Raw genomic sequence first — 17,542 nt, forward strand, 5'->3', positions numbered from 1 at the left:
GCTTGCCGGCATCCATTTGTTAATCCTGTTCGCCTGTATGCTCACTGTCCGGAAACAGCACTTCCCCGGTTCCCTGCCTGATATTCACAATCTCCTGCAGGGTGCTTGTCAGCTCATTCGGCGGGTAAGGCTTGGTCAGATATTTCTCCACGTTGTCCATCATATTCTTGTCCGTCTTATCCAGCGCGGAAGAAATGACAATCGGGACATGCTCAGTGCGCTCGTCGTCCTTTAGCATCCGGATCAAATCCCAGCCGTCCAGCTCCTCTCCCAGCATCAGATCCACAACGATGGCTACAAACGGTGTCTTGAGCGCCTGTTCAAAAGCCTGCTGCGGATGAAAATGGTGGGTTACGCGGAAGCCCTTGCCCTTCAGCTCCTCAGACAGCAGCAGGGACAGGCTGTAATCATCCTCTACGATCATTACGTTCGACTTCTGATCCTTGCCGGGACTCAGCTTAACCGGCTCGTCTTCATGGCGGCTGCCGGGTGAATGCAGGACCGGAAGACTGAACCATACGGTCGAGCCCTCACCTTCCTCCGACTCGATGCCGATGGAGCCCTTCTGCTTCTCGATAATTTCCTTGCAGATCGCAAGGCCCAGACCGGTTCCGCCGATCCGTTTGGAGGCGCTGTTGTCAACGCGTCTGAATTTTTGGAACAGCTGTCCGATCTGGTTCTTGGGAATGCCCAGACCGTGATCCTGAATCTGCACGATAATCCGCTCCGCCTCGTTGTGCAGGGAAACCTTGATCTCACTGGCACCTGGGGAAAACTTGATCGCATTGCTGAGCAGATTGGTCATCACCTGAATGATTTTATCCCGGTCCACCTCAACCTCGGCGTTGTGGGCCTCGTCCTCAAACAGGAAAGCATGAGTGCCGCCGACCTTATATTGGTCAATAACGCCCATGACAAGCTCTTTGAGATTAAGCGGCTGCTGGTTATACTGCTGGGAGCCTGACTCCATACGCTGCAGGTCAAGAAAATCATTGATCAGATCGGTCAGCCGCTGGGCTTCCCGGTGAATGGTCTCCAGATATTTCAGCTGCTTCTCAGGCTTCATTGTCTTGGACAGCAGCAGCTCGGTGAAGCCCAGCACGCTCGACAGCGGGGTCCGCAGCTCATGGCTGACTGTGCTGACCAGCTCAGATTTCATCAGATCAAGCTCGTATTCGCGGGTGATGTCACGGTGGACAAACAGTGTCCCGAAGCGCGTCTTCCGGCGGAATACCGGTAGGGCATACATATCCACATGCTTCAGCGGATCTTTACCGATGGAATACTTCATGGAGCTGGATTCAATAAAATGCTCGGACATTGCCTTTTGGTAGAACTGCTCCAGCTCTTCCGATTCATTGACCATCCGTGTGAAATGCCCGCTCCAGCCTTCCAGCGGAATCAGGTCGCCTTCGGACCATTCATGATAGTCAAACAACTGCGCAAGTGCCTGGTTCATCTGCAGCATGCCGCCGTCCATCTGGACAAACTGGATTCCCTCGTTGACATTATTGACAATATCGCGGTTCAGCCTGCGGCCGTGCTCGATTTCCTCATACATGAACAGCCGCTCGATGGCCAGGCCCACCCGGTTCATCATACCCTGGATTTCGTTGATTTCCTCATCGCTGAAAGAATGTCCGATCCGTGTACCGCAGAATACAGCAAGCACTTCATCCTGGGCATTTACAACGGTGGAGTAATAATCGTAGGAGAGCACCGGCTCAGGAGCGATTCCCTGCTCCCGTAACGTAGCCGGCCGTCTGGTTATATAAGATTTCTCTGTCTGCATCCGGTAGAGCATGTTGCCGCTCTCACTGCCCAGATAACGGTCAACATTCTCCTTGGGAACTCCCTTGACCACTGTAATCTGGTCCTTTACCAGGAAGAACACACTGGAGTCAAAGGCATACTGGCGGTTCATGAATTCGATGAATTTCTCGGCAAATTCCTGTTTATCGAGTGTATAGGTAATGTCATGATTCAGCTGATTACTGCGCTCCAGCATGATTTTGGTCTGCTCCGTATTTTTGAGCGTCTCCGCCAGCTTCTGCTGGACATTTTTCATGGAGGTAATATTGTTGGCTATCAGAATGTACTGGTAGACCTGCCCCTCATCATTCAGATAAGGCATAATGGTCATGTGCAGCCAGACAGGAGTACCGTTCTTCATGCCCAGCTGAACCTCATCGAACCATACGCTACCTGTGCTTAGCTTGCCGACAATCTGCTGGATCCGGGCAGCTTCTATATTCTTCAGATCAAGCAGCCGGAAGGTAAAACCGATCAGCTCAGGGTTCCTATAGCCCGTATATTCACTCATATTCGCATTGGCATACGTAAAAATCCCTTTAGGTGAGAGGATGGCCACAGCGGACGACTGATCCAGCGCCTTCATCATGCTCTCGATCTCGCTTAAAGAGCGTTCCAGCCTGAACTGCTGGTCCTGAAGCTCATCCTGCTGGGCATGGAGTTCCTCATTCTGCATCATAAGCTCTTCTTCTTTATCCTGAATGCTGTGAGCCATATTAAGGAAGGCCTCATATAGCCGGCCGATCTCATCCTGCTTATGAAGCTTGCCGATCATTACCGCTTCTCCGGCAGCAAGCGAATTGGTAGCCTCCTCCAGTCTGACAATCGGATCAATGAGGATTTTGAGAATCCGCCAGATCATCAGTGTGAAAAGCAGAAGCAGCAGCGTGCTGAGGCCGAAGGTGAGCAGCGTGATTTCATTGGCCTGCTTCAGGGAATGGTCGAACATATCACTCAGCAGCTTGTCAGAGCGCATGTTGTACTGCTTGGTATACACCAGAAATTCATTCACCGCCTGGGTATTGCCTTCAGCTGCCAGTGCACGCAGGCCTGTATAATCATCCTGCTCGACGAAGCCGATCGCCTTAAGCAGGGTCACTTTCTGGTACTGGTCAACAAACGTGGCCAGCTGCTCCCTGAAGCTGGCCTCCTCAGGGGAAAGCTTCAGCGCGGAATAATCCTCAAGCACGTCTCTGAGCTTATCCAGCGAATCGTAAGCCTGCTGAAGCTCAGTGCTGCTCTTAAGCAGACTGTAACCTCTGACCCGGAAAAATACATCGTTCAGCGTAACCGCCATCTCATTAATGGTATCCGCCTTGTTCTGAAGAACCTCCTGGTTATGGATCATGCGTGTCTGTTCGGCATGTATATAAATAAAAAGGCCAATTCCCGTCAGTAATACCACTGTAATAAGACCGGCAATGATGTGGAAAAATTTCTTTTTGATACTCATGTTACTAATGCTTCTTCTGATCACCCAGAATCCCCTCCACAATCTGCAGAAGTTCCATCGGGCTGAACGGCTTAGGCATGAAATAGCGGGCACCCGCATCTCTCGCCCTGCTCCGGTCACCCTCCTGCGCCTTGGCAGTCAGCATCAGGATCGGGGTAGCCGCCTTCACCTCTTCACTCAGCAGGCCCAGCACCTCGATCCCGGTCAGCTCCGGCATCATGTAATCCAGGATGACCAGATCGAATTCGTTCATTGACAACTTGGTCATCGCCTCTCGTCCGTTCTCGGCTGTGTGAAGTTCAACCTCCTCAAGATCCTCAAGCGTGTCCTCAATCAGCATGCGCAGAACATCTTCATCATCGACAATTAGTACCTTTTGCATCTTTCTCTCACCTTTCAATTTGCACAGCCGCTGCTTTGCTTAAAATAAAAACCGGTGTACCAGCCGCTCGACCCGCATCAGCAGCTCGGGCAGGTGAAACGGCTTGATGATATAATCATCCGCCCCCATCTGCAGCGCATGGATAATATCCTGCTGATCATTGCGGCCTGTAAGCATGACCACGAGGAGGTTTTCCTCCGGATAGCTGCTGCGGAGCTGCTCCAGCACCTCCAGCCCATCCAGCTCCGGCAGGATGCCGTCCAGCAGGACGATATATTTATCATCGGCACAATACCAGTTGGACTGTAGGAATTTCACTCCGCTTTCGTAGCTGCTCACCTCAACCCTGGAGATATTCGCAGGTTTCCAATCCATGAACTGCTTGACAACAATTTTGCGGATCAGCGCATCATCATCAACCATAATGACCTTAAGTACCTTCTCTGCCTTGCCTACCGGCAGGTAATCATCATGCAGGGTTGTCTGGTTTCTTCCCGCATGCTTGCTGGCATACAATGCCTGGTCCGCGTCCTCGATCAGCTCCTCAGGATTATCCCGGGAAGCCCGGATCTCTGTAATTCCACCCGAGAAGGTGACATGGAACAGCTCTTGCTTGGCCTGAAACTTCATATCAGCGAACTGTCTCTGGATCCGTTCAATTACTGTAAGCGCGGAAGCGGCCGGTGTATTAGGCATAAACAGTGCAAACTCCTCCCCGCCATAGCGGCAGAAGGTGTCCTCTACACGGATGGAGCCCCGTACCAGCTCGGAAAAAGTCTGAAGCACCTCGTCCCCTATCAGATGGCCGTACGTATCATTAATCTGCTTGAAATGATCCAGATCAAGCAGAGCCAGGGAAAAGGTCCGCTCCGTCCGCCTGAAGTCAGATATCAGCTGCTTCATCGTCTGATTAAAGAACTTGCGGTTATAGGCGCCGGTCAGCTCATCTATAATAATCGACTTCTGCCACTCCTTTTTCAGCTCAAAGCGGTTCTTGATCAGCATCAGGAACAGGTCGATGTCCACCGGCTTGGGTACATAATCCATTACACCCAATGAATATGCGTACAACTGGATGTCCTTGGAATGCTCGCCGCTGATGATAATGATCGGAATCCGTTCTTGTGTAGCCTTGCCGATTATCTGGTGCAGCACATCTATTCCGCTCTGGTCCGGCAGCAGAATGTCCAGCAGAATCATATCAGGCCGGCTCTCATAGAACAGCTTGAGCCCGCGCTCGGCAGACATCGCTATATTCACATAATAGGAATGACGTTCCAGGGATTCTCTTAAAAAGGCAACAAGCTCCACATCGTCATCGATCAGCAGAATTTCATACTTCTGCTGGCTTGCGCCGATAGAAAGACTGATATCATGAACGGGATCCGGCACCGCACCGGTTGACTCGTCTCCGCCGAACAGCCCGAGCAAAGGATATAACACCTCGCGCCATTCCGCCTCCAGCCAGACTTTATCACTGTGATCCGAGAAATACAGCAGCGCGCTGCCCGCAAACCGCTCTACCCGGTCCAAACCGACCGTGCCCGCGGTTCCTTTCAGATTATGCAAAAAACGGTAAATCTCCCGCTCTCCGACTGACTGCTGCCCCGACCACGTTTCCAGAGTCTGCCTTGTCCGCTGCTCCACCAGCTCTTTATATTTTCTCGTTGTCATGATTACTCCTTTAAACGTACTGTCAAACTGTCAGTTGATCATTTTTTTCATATACTGTCAACACTATTCTAAAGAATAACAGCGTCAAGATCAAAAATGTAATCAAACCGACAAAAAACCTTTGGTTGATGAGTGTGCCGGCATTTGTGATAATAATTAAAACGGTTCATCCCGTTAATGCGGCGATGAATAGACTAGTATTAAATAGGAGGCTTTTTCATTGAAGGGAATTATTACTGTACTGGGAAAAGACAAAGTAGGAATTATCGCCAGAGTCTGTACGTACCTTGCTGAACACAATCTGAACATTCTGGACATTTCCCAGACGATTGTTCAGGACTATTTTAACATGATGATGATTGTCGACATTTCCGCGCCGAGCAAGTCTTTTGAGGAGATTGTCCTGGACCTGCAGCAGGTTGGTGAGGATATCGGGGTGGAGATCAAGCTCCAGCATGAGGATATCTTCAACATTATGCACCGCATCTAGCAGCCAAAGGAGACTAAGACAATGATATCACGTGTTGAAGTTCAGGAAACGAATCAGATGATCCGGGAAATGAATCTGGATGTCCGCACCATTACGATGGGAATCAGCCTGATGGACTGCTCGCATACCGATATGCGCGTGTTCAACCAGAATGTATATGATAAAATCACCCGTTCCGCCGAGAAGCTGGTCAAGACCGGTGAAGATCTGGAGCGGCAGTTCGGCGTGCCGATCGTCAACAAACGCATTTCTGTAACTCCGATCTCCATTGCCGCAGGCGCTGTACATACGAATTCCTATGTGCCGGTTGCAGAAATTCTGGACAAGGCCGCCAAAGAGGTTGGTGTTAACTTTATCGGCGGATTCTCCGCACTCGTGCAGAAGGGCTGCACCAAAGGCGACCGTATTCTGATTGACAGCATCCCCGAAGCACTGGCTGGAACCGAACGGGTCTGCTCTTCCGTCAACGTAGGCTCGTCGCGGAGCGGGATCAACATGGATGCCGTCAAGCTGATGGGTGACATTATTCTGCAGACTGCAGAGCGCACCAAGGACCGCGACTCGATCGGCTGCGCCAAGCTGGTTGTGTTCTGCAACGCGGTCGAGGATAACCCGTTCATGGCAGGTGCTTTTCACGGGGTGGGTGAACGCGAATGTGTCATTAACGTCGGTGTCAGCGGACCCGGTGTAATCAAGCGGGCTCTGGAGGAAGTAAAGGGACAGGATTTTGAAACGCTCTGCGAGACAATCAAGCGGACGGCCTTCAAGGTAACCCGGGTCGGCCAGCTCGTGGCCCAGGAGGCCTCCAAGCGCCTCGGCGTGCCATTTGGCATCATCGACCTTTCACTGGCACCTACCCCGCTGATCGGGGATTCCATCGCCGAGATCTTCCAGGTCATGGGCCTGGAGGAAGCCGGGGCTCCGGGCACTACAGCGGCGCTTGCCATCCTCAACGACAATGTCAAAAAGGGCGGCGTTATGGCCTCCTCCTATGTCGGCGGATTAAGCGGAGCCTTCATCCCGGTCAGCGAGGATCACGGGATGATCCAGGCTGTACAGCGCGGAGCGCTGACGCTGGAGAAGCTGGAAGCAATGACCTGCGTCTGCTCGGTCGGCCTTGATATGATCGCCATTCCGGGCAGCACCAGCAAGGAAACAATCTCCGGCATTATCGCTGATGAAGCGGCAATCGGCATGGTCAACAATAAGACGACCGCTGTCCGTGTGATACCGGTAATCGGCAAGGAAGTCGGCGAGATGGTCGAATTCGGCGGCCTGCTCGGCTACGCTCCGGTTATGGCCGTCAATCCGTTCAACTGCGCCGGGTTCGTTAACCGCGGCGGCCGGATTCCTGCCCCGATCCACAGCTTCAAGAACTAAAGCTCAGGCCAAAAAGCGCCGCCCCCTAGTATTAGGCGGGCGGCGCTTTTATGATGACCTCCCCCTGCTGTCTATAGACCAGGTTGGGCTCACCGTTAATGCTTTCGATGGCAGCCTCCCAGCTTCTCATCCGGTATGCACTCTGCGCGAGGTCAGCAGCGCCAGCATACCGCTCACATCATGCGCGGTGAAGACGGCCGTGAACCGTTGAAGCAGCCCTCTGCGGGCCTGCCCCGGTGAGCTTCTGCCTCAAGCCCGGGCCCGTTTGCTCTTGCGGATCGTGATCATCCGCCAGCCTGTCAGCAGTGCCGATACAAGACAAATCGCCGAGGAGGTCATGAACACAACATGCATTCCCGAGAGGAAAATATCCGGCCGGCCGGCAACCAGCCCGGTTACCCGGTATCCGGCCTTGCTGCTCATCACGTTGAACAGGATCGAGGTGGCAATGGTAATCCCGACCACCATCCCGACGTTACGGACCAGCGAATTGACACTGCCGGCCGAGCCGAGCTGGGTGCGCGGTACCTTGCTCATGATCAGCGAGTTGTTCGGCGACTGGAACAGCCCGCTGCCGACCCCGAGCATGGCAATCCACAATCCGACCAGTATGACGGAGCTTCCTTCATGCAGCCGGGCCAGTCCAAACTGGGCGATCACCATTACAATCAGGCCGGCAAAGGTTAGGAATTCGGAGCCGATTCTGTCGGAGAGCGCCCCGCTGAGCGGCGCGATAATCACCATCGAAATCGGGAAGAGCATCAGCAGGAACCCGGCATAGAACGGAGACAGGCCCAGCATATTCTGCGCATAGAACGGCGAGATGATGTTGAAGCAGAAGTTAGCGACAAAGACCAGAAAGGCACACAGGATACTTAGTGAAAATAAAGGGTTTTTGAAAAGCGACAGCTGCAGCAGAGGAGCGGAGCTGCGCAGCTCGACCATCAGAAAAACAGCAAAGGAGACGGCAGCTGCAGCAAGCGCCGCAATAATCCGGCCGTCACTGTACCCGAACTGCTGGCCGAGCAGCAGACCTGCGAACAGCGTGATGATAAAAAAGGAGAACAGCAGGCTGCCCGGGAGATCGATTTTGGATTTTACCCGGATCAGATCCTTCGGCAACACCTTGGTCCCCAGTACAATCGCAATCAGGCCAATCGGCACGTTGACCCAAAAAATATATTCCCAGCCCAGTGTAGACACGATAATCCCGCCCAGACTGGGTCCGGCGATGCTGCCCAGCGACACAAAGGTACCGATCAGGCCCAACGCTTTGCCGCGTTCATTAGCCGGGAATATATCGGTAACAATCCCCTGGCTGTTCGCCATCGTCATTGAAGCGCCAACCGCCTGGATGACCCGGGAGACAATCAGGAACGGGAGATTGGTACTCAGGCCGCAGAGTAAGGAGCCGACGATAAACACGACCGTTCCGATTCTGAAAATCCTGATCTTGCCGGCCATATCGCCCAGCTTGCCGAAGAATAGAATGACGGCGCAGATGGCCATTAAATAGCCGGTTGTGACCCATTCGACCTGGGCTACAGGCAGATTGAGCTGCTTGACCAGCACTGGCAGGGCAATATTAACAATGCTCCCGTCCAGAGTGGACATAAATGTAAACAGATTAAGAACGATCAGAATGACCCAGCGCTTCTTCTGAATCGCCTCATCCTCCTGATAGGTTGCAGGAATTGAACTCATGAACGAACACCCTCTTGCCTTAATTTTCAGATTTAGTTGCGTCCGCAACAATCTGATCCGCATTACCCAGTGTACAGCAATTTAGTTGCGTACGCAACAAGTTTACGGTAAACTTTTGGCAAGGGCGGGAATTCTGTCAGGAATGTTCTGCCGCATTAATCCAAAGAGGTGTCCGTAGTGAAAAAAGAACCGGTCGGCAAGCTGATCGCCTATCTTCAGCGTCAGAATACCAAAATATTAAGCAGGGAGCTGCAGCCTTACGGGCTTGGCAGCGGCGGGCAGCACAGCTTCCTCAAGCTGATTCTCGGCAATCCCGGCATTACCCAGGACCAGATGACAAGTGAAATGAAATTCGATAAAGCGACCACCGCCCGTTCGGTCAAGCACCTGGAGCAGCTGGGATACATTGAACGGCAGCCCGATCCCAAGGACCGGCGTTCGTCTCACCTGTACCCCACTGCCAAGGCGCTGGCTTTTGCCCCTGAATTCCAGTCAATATTGGACGGGCATAATGCCAGAATGACCGCCGAGCTGACGGAGGAGGAATCTGTCACGCTTGTAGCCCTGCTTCAAAAGGTTATCCGGAGCACCGAAAAGCTGCTATAGCGGATTATGCCTCTACTCGACCGGCCGGGACGGAATCAGAGGCATTTTTGCCTCTAAATTCTAATTCTGCTCACATCAGGCTGATGCCATCCAGTAAATAACCCCAGGTCTTATTATCCCCTGCCCGGTTCGGGCTGCTGAGCGAGCAGATGCCAGGGTAGCCCCACCCGTTATTGACCACGCTTTCCAGCCCGTCGACCCCGTTCACTACCAGGATCACAAACGCTCCGCCCGTCAAGCACCGGGAAATCGTGAACCGATATTACATTGTAATAAAAATCCTTCATAAAATAGGATTTGACCGGCATGACCCGTTCATTCTCCACAAATACAGCATTTCCTTTGACCGGCATCATATTCTCTAGCTCAATATAACCCGCAAACCGTCTGCTGAGCAGCCTATTCACATCCATAAGCGATAATGAAACTACCCGATCAAGCGGAGAAGAAAAGGTTCTGAGTCCCTTTCTGCGCAAATGAGCCAACGGTTCACAGGAGCTGCCCAGGCTGACGATGCAGTCGTATGCCCCTTTGATTTCACTTATATCCATCTGTCCCACCCCGTTAGCAGGTTTTACCCATAATAAATGCTTCTCCAGGCTGGACAGATTGGATGATCCATCAGGTTTCTTTTGCCCAAACCGCTGAAAACCGTTAAAATGAAATGCAACGTGAAAATGTATGAAAGATCTTTGTAATTCATGAATATTTATAAAAAGGAGTGTCAGCTATGTCTATTGCCAGAGTAAAAGAACATTTCCGCGCCTTTGATCGGGAACAGGATGTACTGGAGTTCACCACTTCCAGCGCTACCGTGGATATGGCTGCCGCCACCATTGGTGTCATTCCGGCCCGGATTGCCAAAACCTTGTCCTTCCGCGGTTCCGGCGAAAACGCCATTTTGATTGTAGCCGCAGGAGACGCCAGGGTAGATAACAAAAAGTTCAGGGAGACCTTTGCATTTAAACCGCGGATGCTCACTCCGGAGGAGGTTCTGGAGCAAACCGGTCATGAAATTGGCGGTGTCTGCCCGTTTGGTCTGGCCCGGGAGCTGGAGGTTTACCTGGATGTGTCCATGAAGCGCTTCACCACTTTATTCCCTGCCTGCGGCAGTACGAATTCAGCCATTGAGCTGACCTGCGAGGAGCTTGCCCAGTATTCGGGCGCAAAAGAATGGGTTGATGTATGCAAAGACTGGTCCGATAACGCTGCCGGGGCCGGGGATGGGCAAGCCTCATGAATATTAACAAAGTCAATGACCCTTCCGGATCCATGCAGGCGAAGAACCGATTCCCGCTGTCCCTTCTCTGCCTTACCTTAGGCGCTTTTGCAATCGGCATGACCGAGTTCATCATTATGGGCCTGCTCCCCAATGTCGCCAGTGATCTTGGGGTGAGCATACCGCAAGCCGGCCAGCTGATTACCAGCTATGCGCTTGGTGTAGCCATCGGTGCGCCTATCCTTACTGTGTTCACCCACAAGCTGCCGCAGAAAAAGCTGCTGGTCATCCTGATGTGCATCTTCATCACAGGCAATGCGGTGTCCGTGATTGCGCCCACCTATCTGCTCCTGATTACTGCACGTGTATTTACTGCTTTTGCACACGGCACATTTCTGGGTGTGGGGACCATTATCGCTGCGAGACTGGTTCAGCCTGACAAACGCGCCGGTGCTGTATCAGTAGTGCTGGCCGGTCTGACAGTTGCGAACATTATCGGTGTCCCGTTCGGAACTTTTATCGGCCAGCAGCTCGGCTGGCGTGCTTCCTTCGGGGCCATTACTGTGCTTGGAATTATTTCATTATTCGGCATCATCCGGTTCATTCCGGTTATTGTCCAGCAGGAAACTGCGAACCTGCGTGAACAGGTACGGGGCCTCTTCAATCCGCAGGTGCTGCTGATCCTGCTCACCGGCGCTCTCGGTTGCGGAAGTCTATTCTCGCTGTTCACGTACATTACGCCAATGCTGCAGGGTATTACGGGCTTTGCCGAGCAGAGTGTGACCTGGATTCTGGTATTGTTCGGGGTGGGCGTCACGCTGGGCAACATTGTAGGGGGTAAGCTGGCTGACTGGAAGCTGATGCCTTCGCTGATGGTCAACTTTGCTGTGCTGGCAGTGGTCATCTCTCTGCTGACCTTAACCCTCCAGCATCCTGTAATGGCGGTCATTAACATCTTCCTCTGGGGCATTGCCGCGTTCGGCATTATGCCGGGCATCCAGCTGCGGATTATGAATCTGGCGCACAAAGCTCCGCTATTAGCCACAACCTCCAGCCACTCTGCGCTTAACCTGGGCAATGCGGCGGGAGCCTATCTCGGCGGGGCTGCGATCGATTCGTTCGGCCTAACCTCAATCCCCTGGCTGTCCGCAGTCCTGGCCGTGATGGCTCTGGCCGGTGCCTGGTTCAGCTATGTCTCGACCAGAGGCAGAGCCTCCGCCGCAGCCAAGAGTGATGCTCCTGCCGCATAGTGTTGCCAGGTGTGCTGCCAGCTAGTTTAGCAATGCAGGCTGCAGATCAATTTATAGAAAAAAGGCCGGAGTCTCCTGTTCAGGGGATTCCGGCCTTTTCTGATTGGTGCTGCTCTGAAGGAAAGGCAGCTCTGGAATGGCAGTTTTGGAGGAGCAGTTTTGGAGGAGCTGCTTGGCGCAGATTGAGGTGAGTGGTAAAGTGCCATCTGTCCAGTGCCGCAGTCCCTTTCTGCCCCGCACAACTGAATTTGTCATTAAGGGTACTCTAACGGACACAGCAGCCCTTAATGTAACTAGAATTGGCAATTCTCAAGCCTAACGGACTCCAGCGCCTTTATTATGAGAGAAATGCCCGTATCCAGCCTGAACAGACGCGAATAACGTCATCTGGGTCCGTTAGAAACAGAATTAGCAGGTTTACCGCAAAATAAGGACGCTGGTGTCCGTTAGCCGTTGTCCGTCCTTCTAGTCGAATAGAGATAGATAGTGAATACCTCTTTACATTCTCGGATGCCGGTTAGGTCGCGGGCTTTGTGCTGTGAAGTTTGCCTCCCATATACATTTGTTCCGATTCCCCCGCTTAAACGGAGTATCAGCTTAGGCTGCGGTAAATATTAGCCGCCATTCCCTGCACACCCGGCTTGAACCGGAACAGCCCGCCTGTCAGCGGCCAGCGCTCCAGCTCTTCTTCACTCATCCCGTTGCGTGCGGTTGTGATGTACAGCTCATCCAGCGCTTCACCGCCGAAGGTGCATGAGGTTACATTCAGCGCAGGCACTTCAACCCTGCCGATCTGCTCTCCAGTATGGGGATTCCAGCGCGACACGCAGCTGCCGCCCCACTGGGCGACCCAGAGCATGCCTTCACGGTCAATCGTCATCCCGTCCGGAACGTCGTTGCCCTCCGGCAGATGAATAATCGCCCGCCGGTTATCAGCCTTACCAGAATCCGGATCAAAATCCAGCGCATCCACCGCTCTGGTTACGGAATCAATATAGTACATGCGGCCGAGCCGGTCATCCCAGGCCAGACCGTTGGAGATGCCAACCCCGCTCAGCACCTGCCGCACGTTCCCGTCCCGCTCCATCACATACAGGCTGCCAGCTGACTGTTCAGAGCCCATACTCATCGAACCGAACCACAGCCTGCCGGCGCTGTCGCATTTGGCATCATTCAGCCGGTTGCCCGGCAGCTCAGGCTCTACCTCGGCCAGCTGCTCAAGCTGGTCCGGATTGCTGCCGTCATACCGGTAGATCCCTTGCTGAAGCGCCAGAATCCAGCCGCCGGCAGCGTCCGGGACGGCTGCACCGATTCTCTGCTCTAACGTGACCGTCTGCTCCTTGCCTGTCGCCGGGTCATAGCTGCGCAGCTGCCTGCCTTCTATATCAACCCAGTACAGCTTGCCGTCTGCATCATTCCAGTGCGGACCTTCGCCCAGCACTGCCCGTGCGTTTATAACCAGTTCTGCTTTATCAGCCATCTGATTTATCCTCCCATACGCGCATAATGAATTTCATAGTACATTCCCGTTTATTTTACTAGTGTTCACCCAGGGAATCCAATCTACGCTAGCCAGCTTCTATTTACTTAGTAGCCATAAATAAGGATGGCGATATATCTTCACTTTCGATTACCATTGCAGTCAGGCCATGGGATGTAATGGTTTCGTGCCACTCCCCCTTCTGCCAGAATACAGCATCTCCTGCCTGAACCTTTATGTATTCGCTGAATAATCCGTGACATGACAAAATTAGAATTGAAAAGTGAGATTTTTCTGGAACGAAAACAACTGCTTCACATTTTCCCTCAGTAACCTTAGCTTTATATTACACTCATAGCAAGCAAAAAGGAGCCGACAGCTCCCAAAAGAGACTGCCTGCTCCTTCAATAAAATTCCAGTCTTAGTCACCCTGCTGTTTAGCCGGGGATTACTCCTCTGTTGTACCCTCGTCTGCTGCAGTCTCCACAGCTGCCGGCTGCTCCGCAGCTTCGCTATCTGCCGGATCTTCATGCACAACCGGCGGCGAAATCCGCACAATCAGCGTGTCTTCCGGTGTCAGTACCTCCCAGCCTTCATGCTTTGGCAGGTCAGATATCAGCAGCTGGTCCCCGATTTCAAGATTGCTGATGTCCACTTCAAAGGTCGGCGTCAGCTTATCCGGCAATGTTCTGATGTCCAGCTCGTACAGCTCGATCTGCTGGATGCCGCCAGCTTTTACACCGGCAGGATCGCCTGTGAACTGGAAGGCTACCTTGGTATCCAGCTCCGATTTCATATCAATCTGATGCAGATCAACATGCAGCAGCTTGCGGGAGAGCGGCTGGCGCTGAATTTCTGCAATTACAGCATTTTTGGTGCCGGAATCCGGGAGCTCGACCTTGAGGATCGCCCGGGGATTTTTGCCGACAATTTCAGTAATGGCCTTGGCATCTGCCGAAAAGGATTGTGTATCTGAACCTGCACCGTAGACGACAACCGGTACAAAGCCTTTGTTCCGCGTTGCGGAAGCCGAGCCGGATCTTTCAGTCAGACGAATTGTAGTATTCATGATATTTCCTCCTAGTAGTTTGGTTAGCTTCAGCTTCCGTGAGTCTCTTCGGACGAAACCCGCTTCGAAAGCATTCGCCAAGTTTAGTGGGCCGCCGGAAAGCATGAATATCCATGCTGCCGGCTTAGCTGCGTCGAATAGTGCTTTTGTTGATTAAGCTTGCGGATAGAAACAAGGCCTACAGAGCTACAGGCCCGATTAGTTTCTTATTAACCCCGTTTGGCCGCCGGGTAAACATCCTTTTGCTGCCAGACCTCGCTTTTTGTCATTTGGAATAGTAAAATAAAGCCATATTATAAGGCAGGAGTGAAGAATATGGGACAAATTGAACAAGGTGAAGGCCGTTTGTATATTGCCGGTGAAGATAAGGATCTTGCCGAGATTACATACAGGCTGGAAGAGGCTACAGGTAACTGGATCGTTGATCATACCTTTGTCTCGGAAGAGCTGCGCGGACAAGGCACTGCCGAGAAACTGGTACGGGAAGTAGTGGAAAAGGCCCGTGAAGCGGGTGTAAAAATCATTCCGGAATGCCCTTATGCCGCCAAGCAGTTCGAACGGCACAAGGAATATTCGGACGTGCTCAGCGGAGACGGAAGCGCATCATAAAGCGGGCCGTTTCCTTGGGGGAGCACGCAGAACGCTAAGCGTATTAAGGCTCAACTTGAGGAGGAAACGGATTTGAATTCTGTGGATATATTAAAGGATATTGAAGAGCTCCAGCAGCGCTGTGAGCAATATGAGGGAATTTCCCTGAAGCTGAACTGGGATATGCTTCGCCATACTCCGGACACGGGAGGAACAGAATACCTCGTAACCTACGAGGAGGGGCAGCTGGTCGGCTTCATCGGCCTGTACGGCTTCGGCGGCGAAATGGAGGTGTGCGGTATGGTCCGGCCGGGTTTCCGGCGCAGAGGCATTTTTAACTCACTCTGGCAGCTTGCGCAGGATAACATCCGTAAGCGCAACATCTCCACCTTGCTGCTGAATGCCCCGGCGGCCTCGGCATCTGCCTCCGGCTTCCTGAAGACTCTGCCTCTGGTGTTCGATCACGCCGAATACCAGATGAAGTGGGATTCTGCGGCAGCCCTGCAGGGGCCAGGAGAAACCAGCTCTGCTGCCGGAACGGTTACGCTGCGCCCGGCCCGTGAGGACGAATCCTCAGTTCTCATTCAGCTGGACAGCGCGGGATTTGATGTGACTGAGGAAGAAGCCGCGGAAATGTTCGAGGAGCAGCGGCATGAAGCGCTTCAGGAGCATATCATCATTGAGCTGGACGGCCGCCCGGCCGGCAAAATGCGGCTCTGGACCGAGAACAATGAGACCTGGATTTACGGCTTCACCGTGGACCAGAAGCTGCGGGGCCTCGGGGTCGGACGAAGTGCGCTGCAGCAGACGATAGAACGGGAGAGCCGCAATTATAACGGGGTGAATCTCGAAGTGGCCCTGGACAATCCTAATGCGCTTAAGCTGTATGAAAGCTGCGGCTTTGTCGTACTGAACAGGCAGGACTATTACCGGTACACCGGCTCCATTTAAACAGATCAAAGCCCCCTTCCTCCGGCAGATTTGCCGGAGGAAGGGGGCTTTCTTTTCAGATCAGACTCTGTCTGTATAGATTACATCAGTCCGAACCCGCCCAGGGCGGCCTCGTTCTTCTCATTTCTGCCTTCCTCCACACTGACATTCCTGTCCGCTGTTCTGTCCTGCTCCAGAAAGACGGACAGGAGCCGCACATAATCCAGTGATTCAGCAAGCGGCACGCCTGCCCCGTCAAAAATATGCCTCCGGCTCTCCAGCAGCGAGTAGATTTCGATCGTATCCGCCGGTTGCCCGTAAGCCTTATGACAGAACACATTGGCCATGTGCAGGAACCCCGTAATTACATCCTCATTGCCTGACACCATAAATTTCTGAATGTTAAGGCAGCGGCCGCTGCGCTGCGAATTCCAGGCCAGCTGAAAGATCATTGCCAGTTCGACCGCAAGCTCCGGAACGGGCGTGTGCCACTGCTCATAGAGCATGACAGGAATCTCATGTGTATGATTGACCGGTGCAAGCCGCATCAGCTCATCGCCTACCGCCGTTTTTACATCCCAATAATGCATCAGCGACGGAAAAGCACTGCTCCTCAGCGGCCAGCGCCGCTCCAGCAGGAATTGGATCGGCGTCTCCCGGCGCACTGCAGGCTGCAGGCTGTAGAAATCGTTCAGCGTGTGGCCGATTGCGTATTGTACCTGCTGCCTCCAGCGGGGAAGCCCGGTGGAAGCTGCTCCTCCGGCTAGCGATTCAGCACCGCCCAGCATGATATGCTCCATGCGAAAATCATTCAGCCTGGCGTACCGTACCGCCGGCGTATCCGCTTTTACCGTCTCAATGGTTCCTGCCGCGCCGCCCATGGTTAAGAAACCGCCGCGCAGGTCTCAAGAAACTGGCGTCCGAAGTTCCGGCAGCTATCCTTTTCCGCCGCGTTCGGGCCGTATTCAATCTTCAGGCTCTCCTGCACGATTTCTGCCCCGCGCTCCTTCAGCTTTTCTACAATCAGGTCAACGGCACCGCAATAAATGGAATAACCGGTATCTCCGCTGCCAAATGCGGCTGCCTTGAAGCCGGCCAAATCAAGCTCATCCATCTCCTCATAGAAATCAAGGAACTCGTCAGGCAGCTCGCCGTCTCCCCAGGTATAAGCTCCCAGTAGTACAGCCTCATAGTTATTTATCTCATCCGCATTACAGTCGGTTACCGATTTCAATACGGCCTCTCCGCCTGCCTGGCGTATCCCCTCTGCGATCAGTTCTGCGATCTCTTCCGTGTTACCGGTTAAGCTGGCGTATGCCACAAGCACCTTAGCCATGATTCTGTCCTCCCTAGTTATGCATGAAGTATTTAACGGCCCCGGAACGTGCCTGAAGCCAGGATTAATTACCCTTATTCTATTTGATAATGATTCTCATTGTCAACATATAATAAACCGGACAGCAGCCCTTCAGTCTGGCCATTGTCCGGTTACCTCTTTTACATTC

General features: G+C 52.9%; 17 protein-coding genes. 7 read left to right on the plus strand and 10 right to left on the minus strand.

Going from position 1 to position 17,542, the window contains the following annotated elements; translation table 11 throughout:
* Positions 1 to 19: 19 nt before the first annotated feature.
* Genes M2108_RS27970 through M2108_RS27980 form a run of 3 tightly spaced genes read right to left on the minus strand, consistent with a single transcriptional unit; the run spans position 20 to position 5,321 of the window.
* Positions 20 to 3,265: an ATP-binding protein gene (locus M2108_RS27970; protein ID WP_277472701.1), complete on the minus strand. Its 3,246-nt coding sequence runs from the start codon at positions 3,263 to 3,265 to the stop codon at positions 20 to 22.
* Positions 3,266 to 3,269: 4 nt separating this feature from the next.
* On the minus strand, positions 3,270 to 3,647 hold the full coding sequence (locus M2108_RS27975) for a response regulator (RefSeq protein WP_277472700.1): 378 nt from the start codon (positions 3,645 to 3,647) through the stop codon (positions 3,270 to 3,272).
* A gap of 39 nt (positions 3,648 to 3,686) precedes the next feature.
* Positions 3,687 to 5,321 (minus strand): GGDEF domain-containing response regulator, encoded by a 1,635-nt coding sequence (locus M2108_RS27980; protein ID WP_277472699.1) that lies wholly within the window; start codon positions 5,319 to 5,321, stop codon positions 3,687 to 3,689.
* 220 nt (positions 5,322 to 5,541) lie between these two features.
* On the opposite strand from M2108_RS27980, the gene M2108_RS27985 reads away from it, so the two are divergent.
* Together M2108_RS27985 and M2108_RS27990 are read left to right on the plus strand one after the other, a co-directional pair.
* Positions 5,542 to 5,811, plus strand: coding sequence for an ACT domain-containing protein (locus M2108_RS27985; protein WP_068726290.1), 270 nt, complete (start codon positions 5,542 to 5,544; stop codon positions 5,809 to 5,811).
* Positions 5,812 to 5,835: 24 nt separating this feature from the next.
* Positions 5,836 to 7,191, plus strand: a complete 1,356-nt coding sequence (locus M2108_RS27990; RefSeq protein ID WP_277472712.1) for a PFL family protein — start codon at positions 5,836 to 5,838, stop codon at positions 7,189 to 7,191.
* A gap of 249 nt (positions 7,192 to 7,440) precedes the next feature.
* On the opposite strand, the gene M2108_RS27995 is transcribed toward M2108_RS27990, so the two are convergent.
* The gene (locus M2108_RS27995; protein ID WP_277472698.1) at positions 7,441 to 8,895 is read right to left on the minus strand and encodes an MFS transporter; all 1,455 of its coding nucleotides are present in this window, start codon (positions 8,893 to 8,895) and stop codon (positions 7,441 to 7,443) included.
* A 177-nt stretch (positions 8,896 to 9,072) separates the two neighbouring features.
* Between M2108_RS27995 and M2108_RS28000 the strand changes: the two genes are divergently transcribed.
* Positions 9,073 to 9,501: a MarR family winged helix-turn-helix transcriptional regulator gene (locus M2108_RS28000; protein WP_277472697.1), complete on the plus strand. Its 429-nt coding sequence runs from the start codon at positions 9,073 to 9,075 to the stop codon at positions 9,499 to 9,501.
* A 70-nt stretch (positions 9,502 to 9,571) separates the two neighbouring features.
* Here the strand turns inward: M2108_RS28000 and M2108_RS28005 are convergent, their stop codons facing one another.
* Both M2108_RS28005 and M2108_RS31715 read right to left on the minus strand, forming a co-directional pair.
* Positions 9,572 to 9,721 (minus strand): hypothetical protein, encoded by a 150-nt coding sequence (locus M2108_RS28005; RefSeq protein ID WP_277472696.1) that lies wholly within the window; start codon positions 9,719 to 9,721, stop codon positions 9,572 to 9,574.
* Positions 9,672 to 10,052 carry a DUF1796 family putative cysteine peptidase gene (locus M2108_RS31715; RefSeq protein ID WP_481856956.1) on the minus strand — a complete coding sequence of 127 codons (381 nt, stop codon included), beginning with the start codon at positions 10,050 to 10,052 and terminating at the stop codon, positions 9,672 to 9,674. The genes M2108_RS28005 and M2108_RS31715 overlap by 50 nt, the downstream gene beginning before the upstream one ends.
* 179 nt (positions 10,053 to 10,231) lie before the next feature.
* Here M2108_RS31715 and M2108_RS28010 point away from each other — a divergent pair, with 179 nt between their 5' ends.
* Entirely contained in the window at positions 10,232 to 10,741 is a 510-nt protein-coding gene (locus M2108_RS28010) for a YbaK/EbsC family protein (protein WP_277472695.1), read from the plus strand.
* Positions 10,738 to 11,970, plus strand: a complete 1,233-nt coding sequence (locus M2108_RS28015) for an MFS transporter (RefSeq protein ID WP_277472694.1) — start codon at positions 10,738 to 10,740, stop codon at positions 11,968 to 11,970. The genes M2108_RS28010 and M2108_RS28015 overlap by 4 nt, the downstream gene beginning before the upstream one ends.
* Before the next feature lie 592 nt (positions 11,971 to 12,562).
* On the opposite strand, the gene M2108_RS28020 is transcribed toward M2108_RS28015, so the two are convergent.
* Both M2108_RS28020 and M2108_RS28025 read right to left on the minus strand, forming a co-directional pair.
* Positions 12,563 to 13,450, minus strand: a complete 888-nt coding sequence (locus tag M2108_RS28020; protein WP_277472693.1) for an SMP-30/gluconolactonase/LRE family protein — start codon at positions 13,448 to 13,450, stop codon at positions 12,563 to 12,565.
* 448 nt (positions 13,451 to 13,898) lie between these two features.
* Positions 13,899 to 14,519, minus strand: coding sequence for a 50S ribosomal protein L25 (locus M2108_RS28025; RefSeq protein WP_277472692.1), 621 nt, complete (start codon positions 14,517 to 14,519; stop codon positions 13,899 to 13,901).
* A 315-nt stretch (positions 14,520 to 14,834) separates the two neighbouring features.
* Between M2108_RS28025 and M2108_RS28030 the strand changes: the two genes are divergently transcribed.
* Positions 14,835 to 15,128, plus strand: coding sequence for a GNAT family N-acetyltransferase (locus tag M2108_RS28030; protein WP_277472691.1), 294 nt, complete (start codon positions 14,835 to 14,837; stop codon positions 15,126 to 15,128).
* Positions 15,129 to 15,209: 81 nt separating this feature from the next.
* Entirely contained in the window at positions 15,210 to 16,058 is an 849-nt protein-coding gene (locus tag M2108_RS28035; protein WP_277472711.1) for a GNAT family N-acetyltransferase, read from the plus strand.
* Between the two features lie 80 nt (positions 16,059 to 16,138).
* Here M2108_RS28035 and M2108_RS28040 read toward each other — a convergent pair whose 3' ends face one another.
* Both M2108_RS28040 and M2108_RS28045 read right to left on the minus strand, forming a co-directional pair.
* Positions 16,139 to 16,918: a hypothetical protein gene (locus tag M2108_RS28040; RefSeq protein ID WP_277472690.1), complete on the minus strand. Its 780-nt coding sequence runs from the start codon at positions 16,916 to 16,918 to the stop codon at positions 16,139 to 16,141.
* A gap of 2 nt (positions 16,919 to 16,920) precedes the next feature.
* Positions 16,921 to 17,373: a flavodoxin gene (locus tag M2108_RS28045; RefSeq protein WP_277472689.1), complete on the minus strand. Its 453-nt coding sequence runs from the start codon at positions 17,371 to 17,373 to the stop codon at positions 16,921 to 16,923.
* Positions 17,374 to 17,542 lie beyond the last annotated feature (169 nt).

It is taken from the genome of Paenibacillus sp. PastM-3 (assembly GCF_029893965.1).
Classification (GTDB): Bacteria; Bacillota; Bacilli; order Paenibacillales; family Paenibacillaceae; genus Paenibacillus_AQ.

Excerpts from the sequence above, each read along its gene's own strand:
- M2108_RS27970 (WP_277472701.1), bottom strand. The coding sequence starts at position 3,265 with ATGAGTATCAAAAAGAAATTTTTCCACATCATTGCCGGTCTTATTACA.
- M2108_RS27975 (WP_277472700.1), bottom strand. The coding sequence starts at position 3,647 with ATGCAAAAGGTACTAATTGTCGATGATGAAGATGTTCTGCGCATGCTG.
- M2108_RS27980 (WP_277472699.1), bottom strand. The coding sequence starts at position 5,321 with ATGACAACGAGAAAATATAAAGAGCTGGTGGAGCAGCGGACAAGGCAG.
- M2108_RS27995 (WP_277472698.1), bottom strand. The coding sequence starts at position 8,895 with ATGAGTTCAATTCCTGCAACCTATCAGGAGGATGAGGCGATTCAGAAG.
- M2108_RS31715 (WP_481856956.1), bottom strand. The coding sequence starts at position 10,052 with ATGGATATAAGTGAAATCAAAGGGGCATACGACTGCATCGTCAGCCTG.
- M2108_RS28010 (WP_277472695.1), top strand. The coding sequence starts at position 10,232 with ATGTCTATTGCCAGAGTAAAAGAACATTTCCGCGCCTTTGATCGGGAA.
- M2108_RS28015 (WP_277472694.1), top strand. The coding sequence starts at position 10,738 with ATGAATATTAACAAAGTCAATGACCCTTCCGGATCCATGCAGGCGAAG.
- M2108_RS28020 (WP_277472693.1), bottom strand. The coding sequence starts at position 13,450 with ATGGCTGATAAAGCAGAACTGGTTATAAACGCACGGGCAGTGCTGGGC.
- M2108_RS28025 (WP_277472692.1), bottom strand. The coding sequence starts at position 14,519 with ATGAATACTACAATTCGTCTGACTGAAAGATCCGGCTCGGCTTCCGCA.
- M2108_RS28030 (WP_277472691.1), top strand. The coding sequence starts at position 14,835 with ATGGGACAAATTGAACAAGGTGAAGGCCGTTTGTATATTGCCGGTGAA.
- M2108_RS28040 (WP_277472690.1), bottom strand. The coding sequence starts at position 16,918 with ATGGGCGGCGCGGCAGGAACCATTGAGACGGTAAAAGCGGATACGCCG.
- M2108_RS28045 (WP_277472689.1), bottom strand. The coding sequence starts at position 17,373 with ATGGCTAAGGTGCTTGTGGCATACGCCAGCTTAACCGGTAACACGGAA.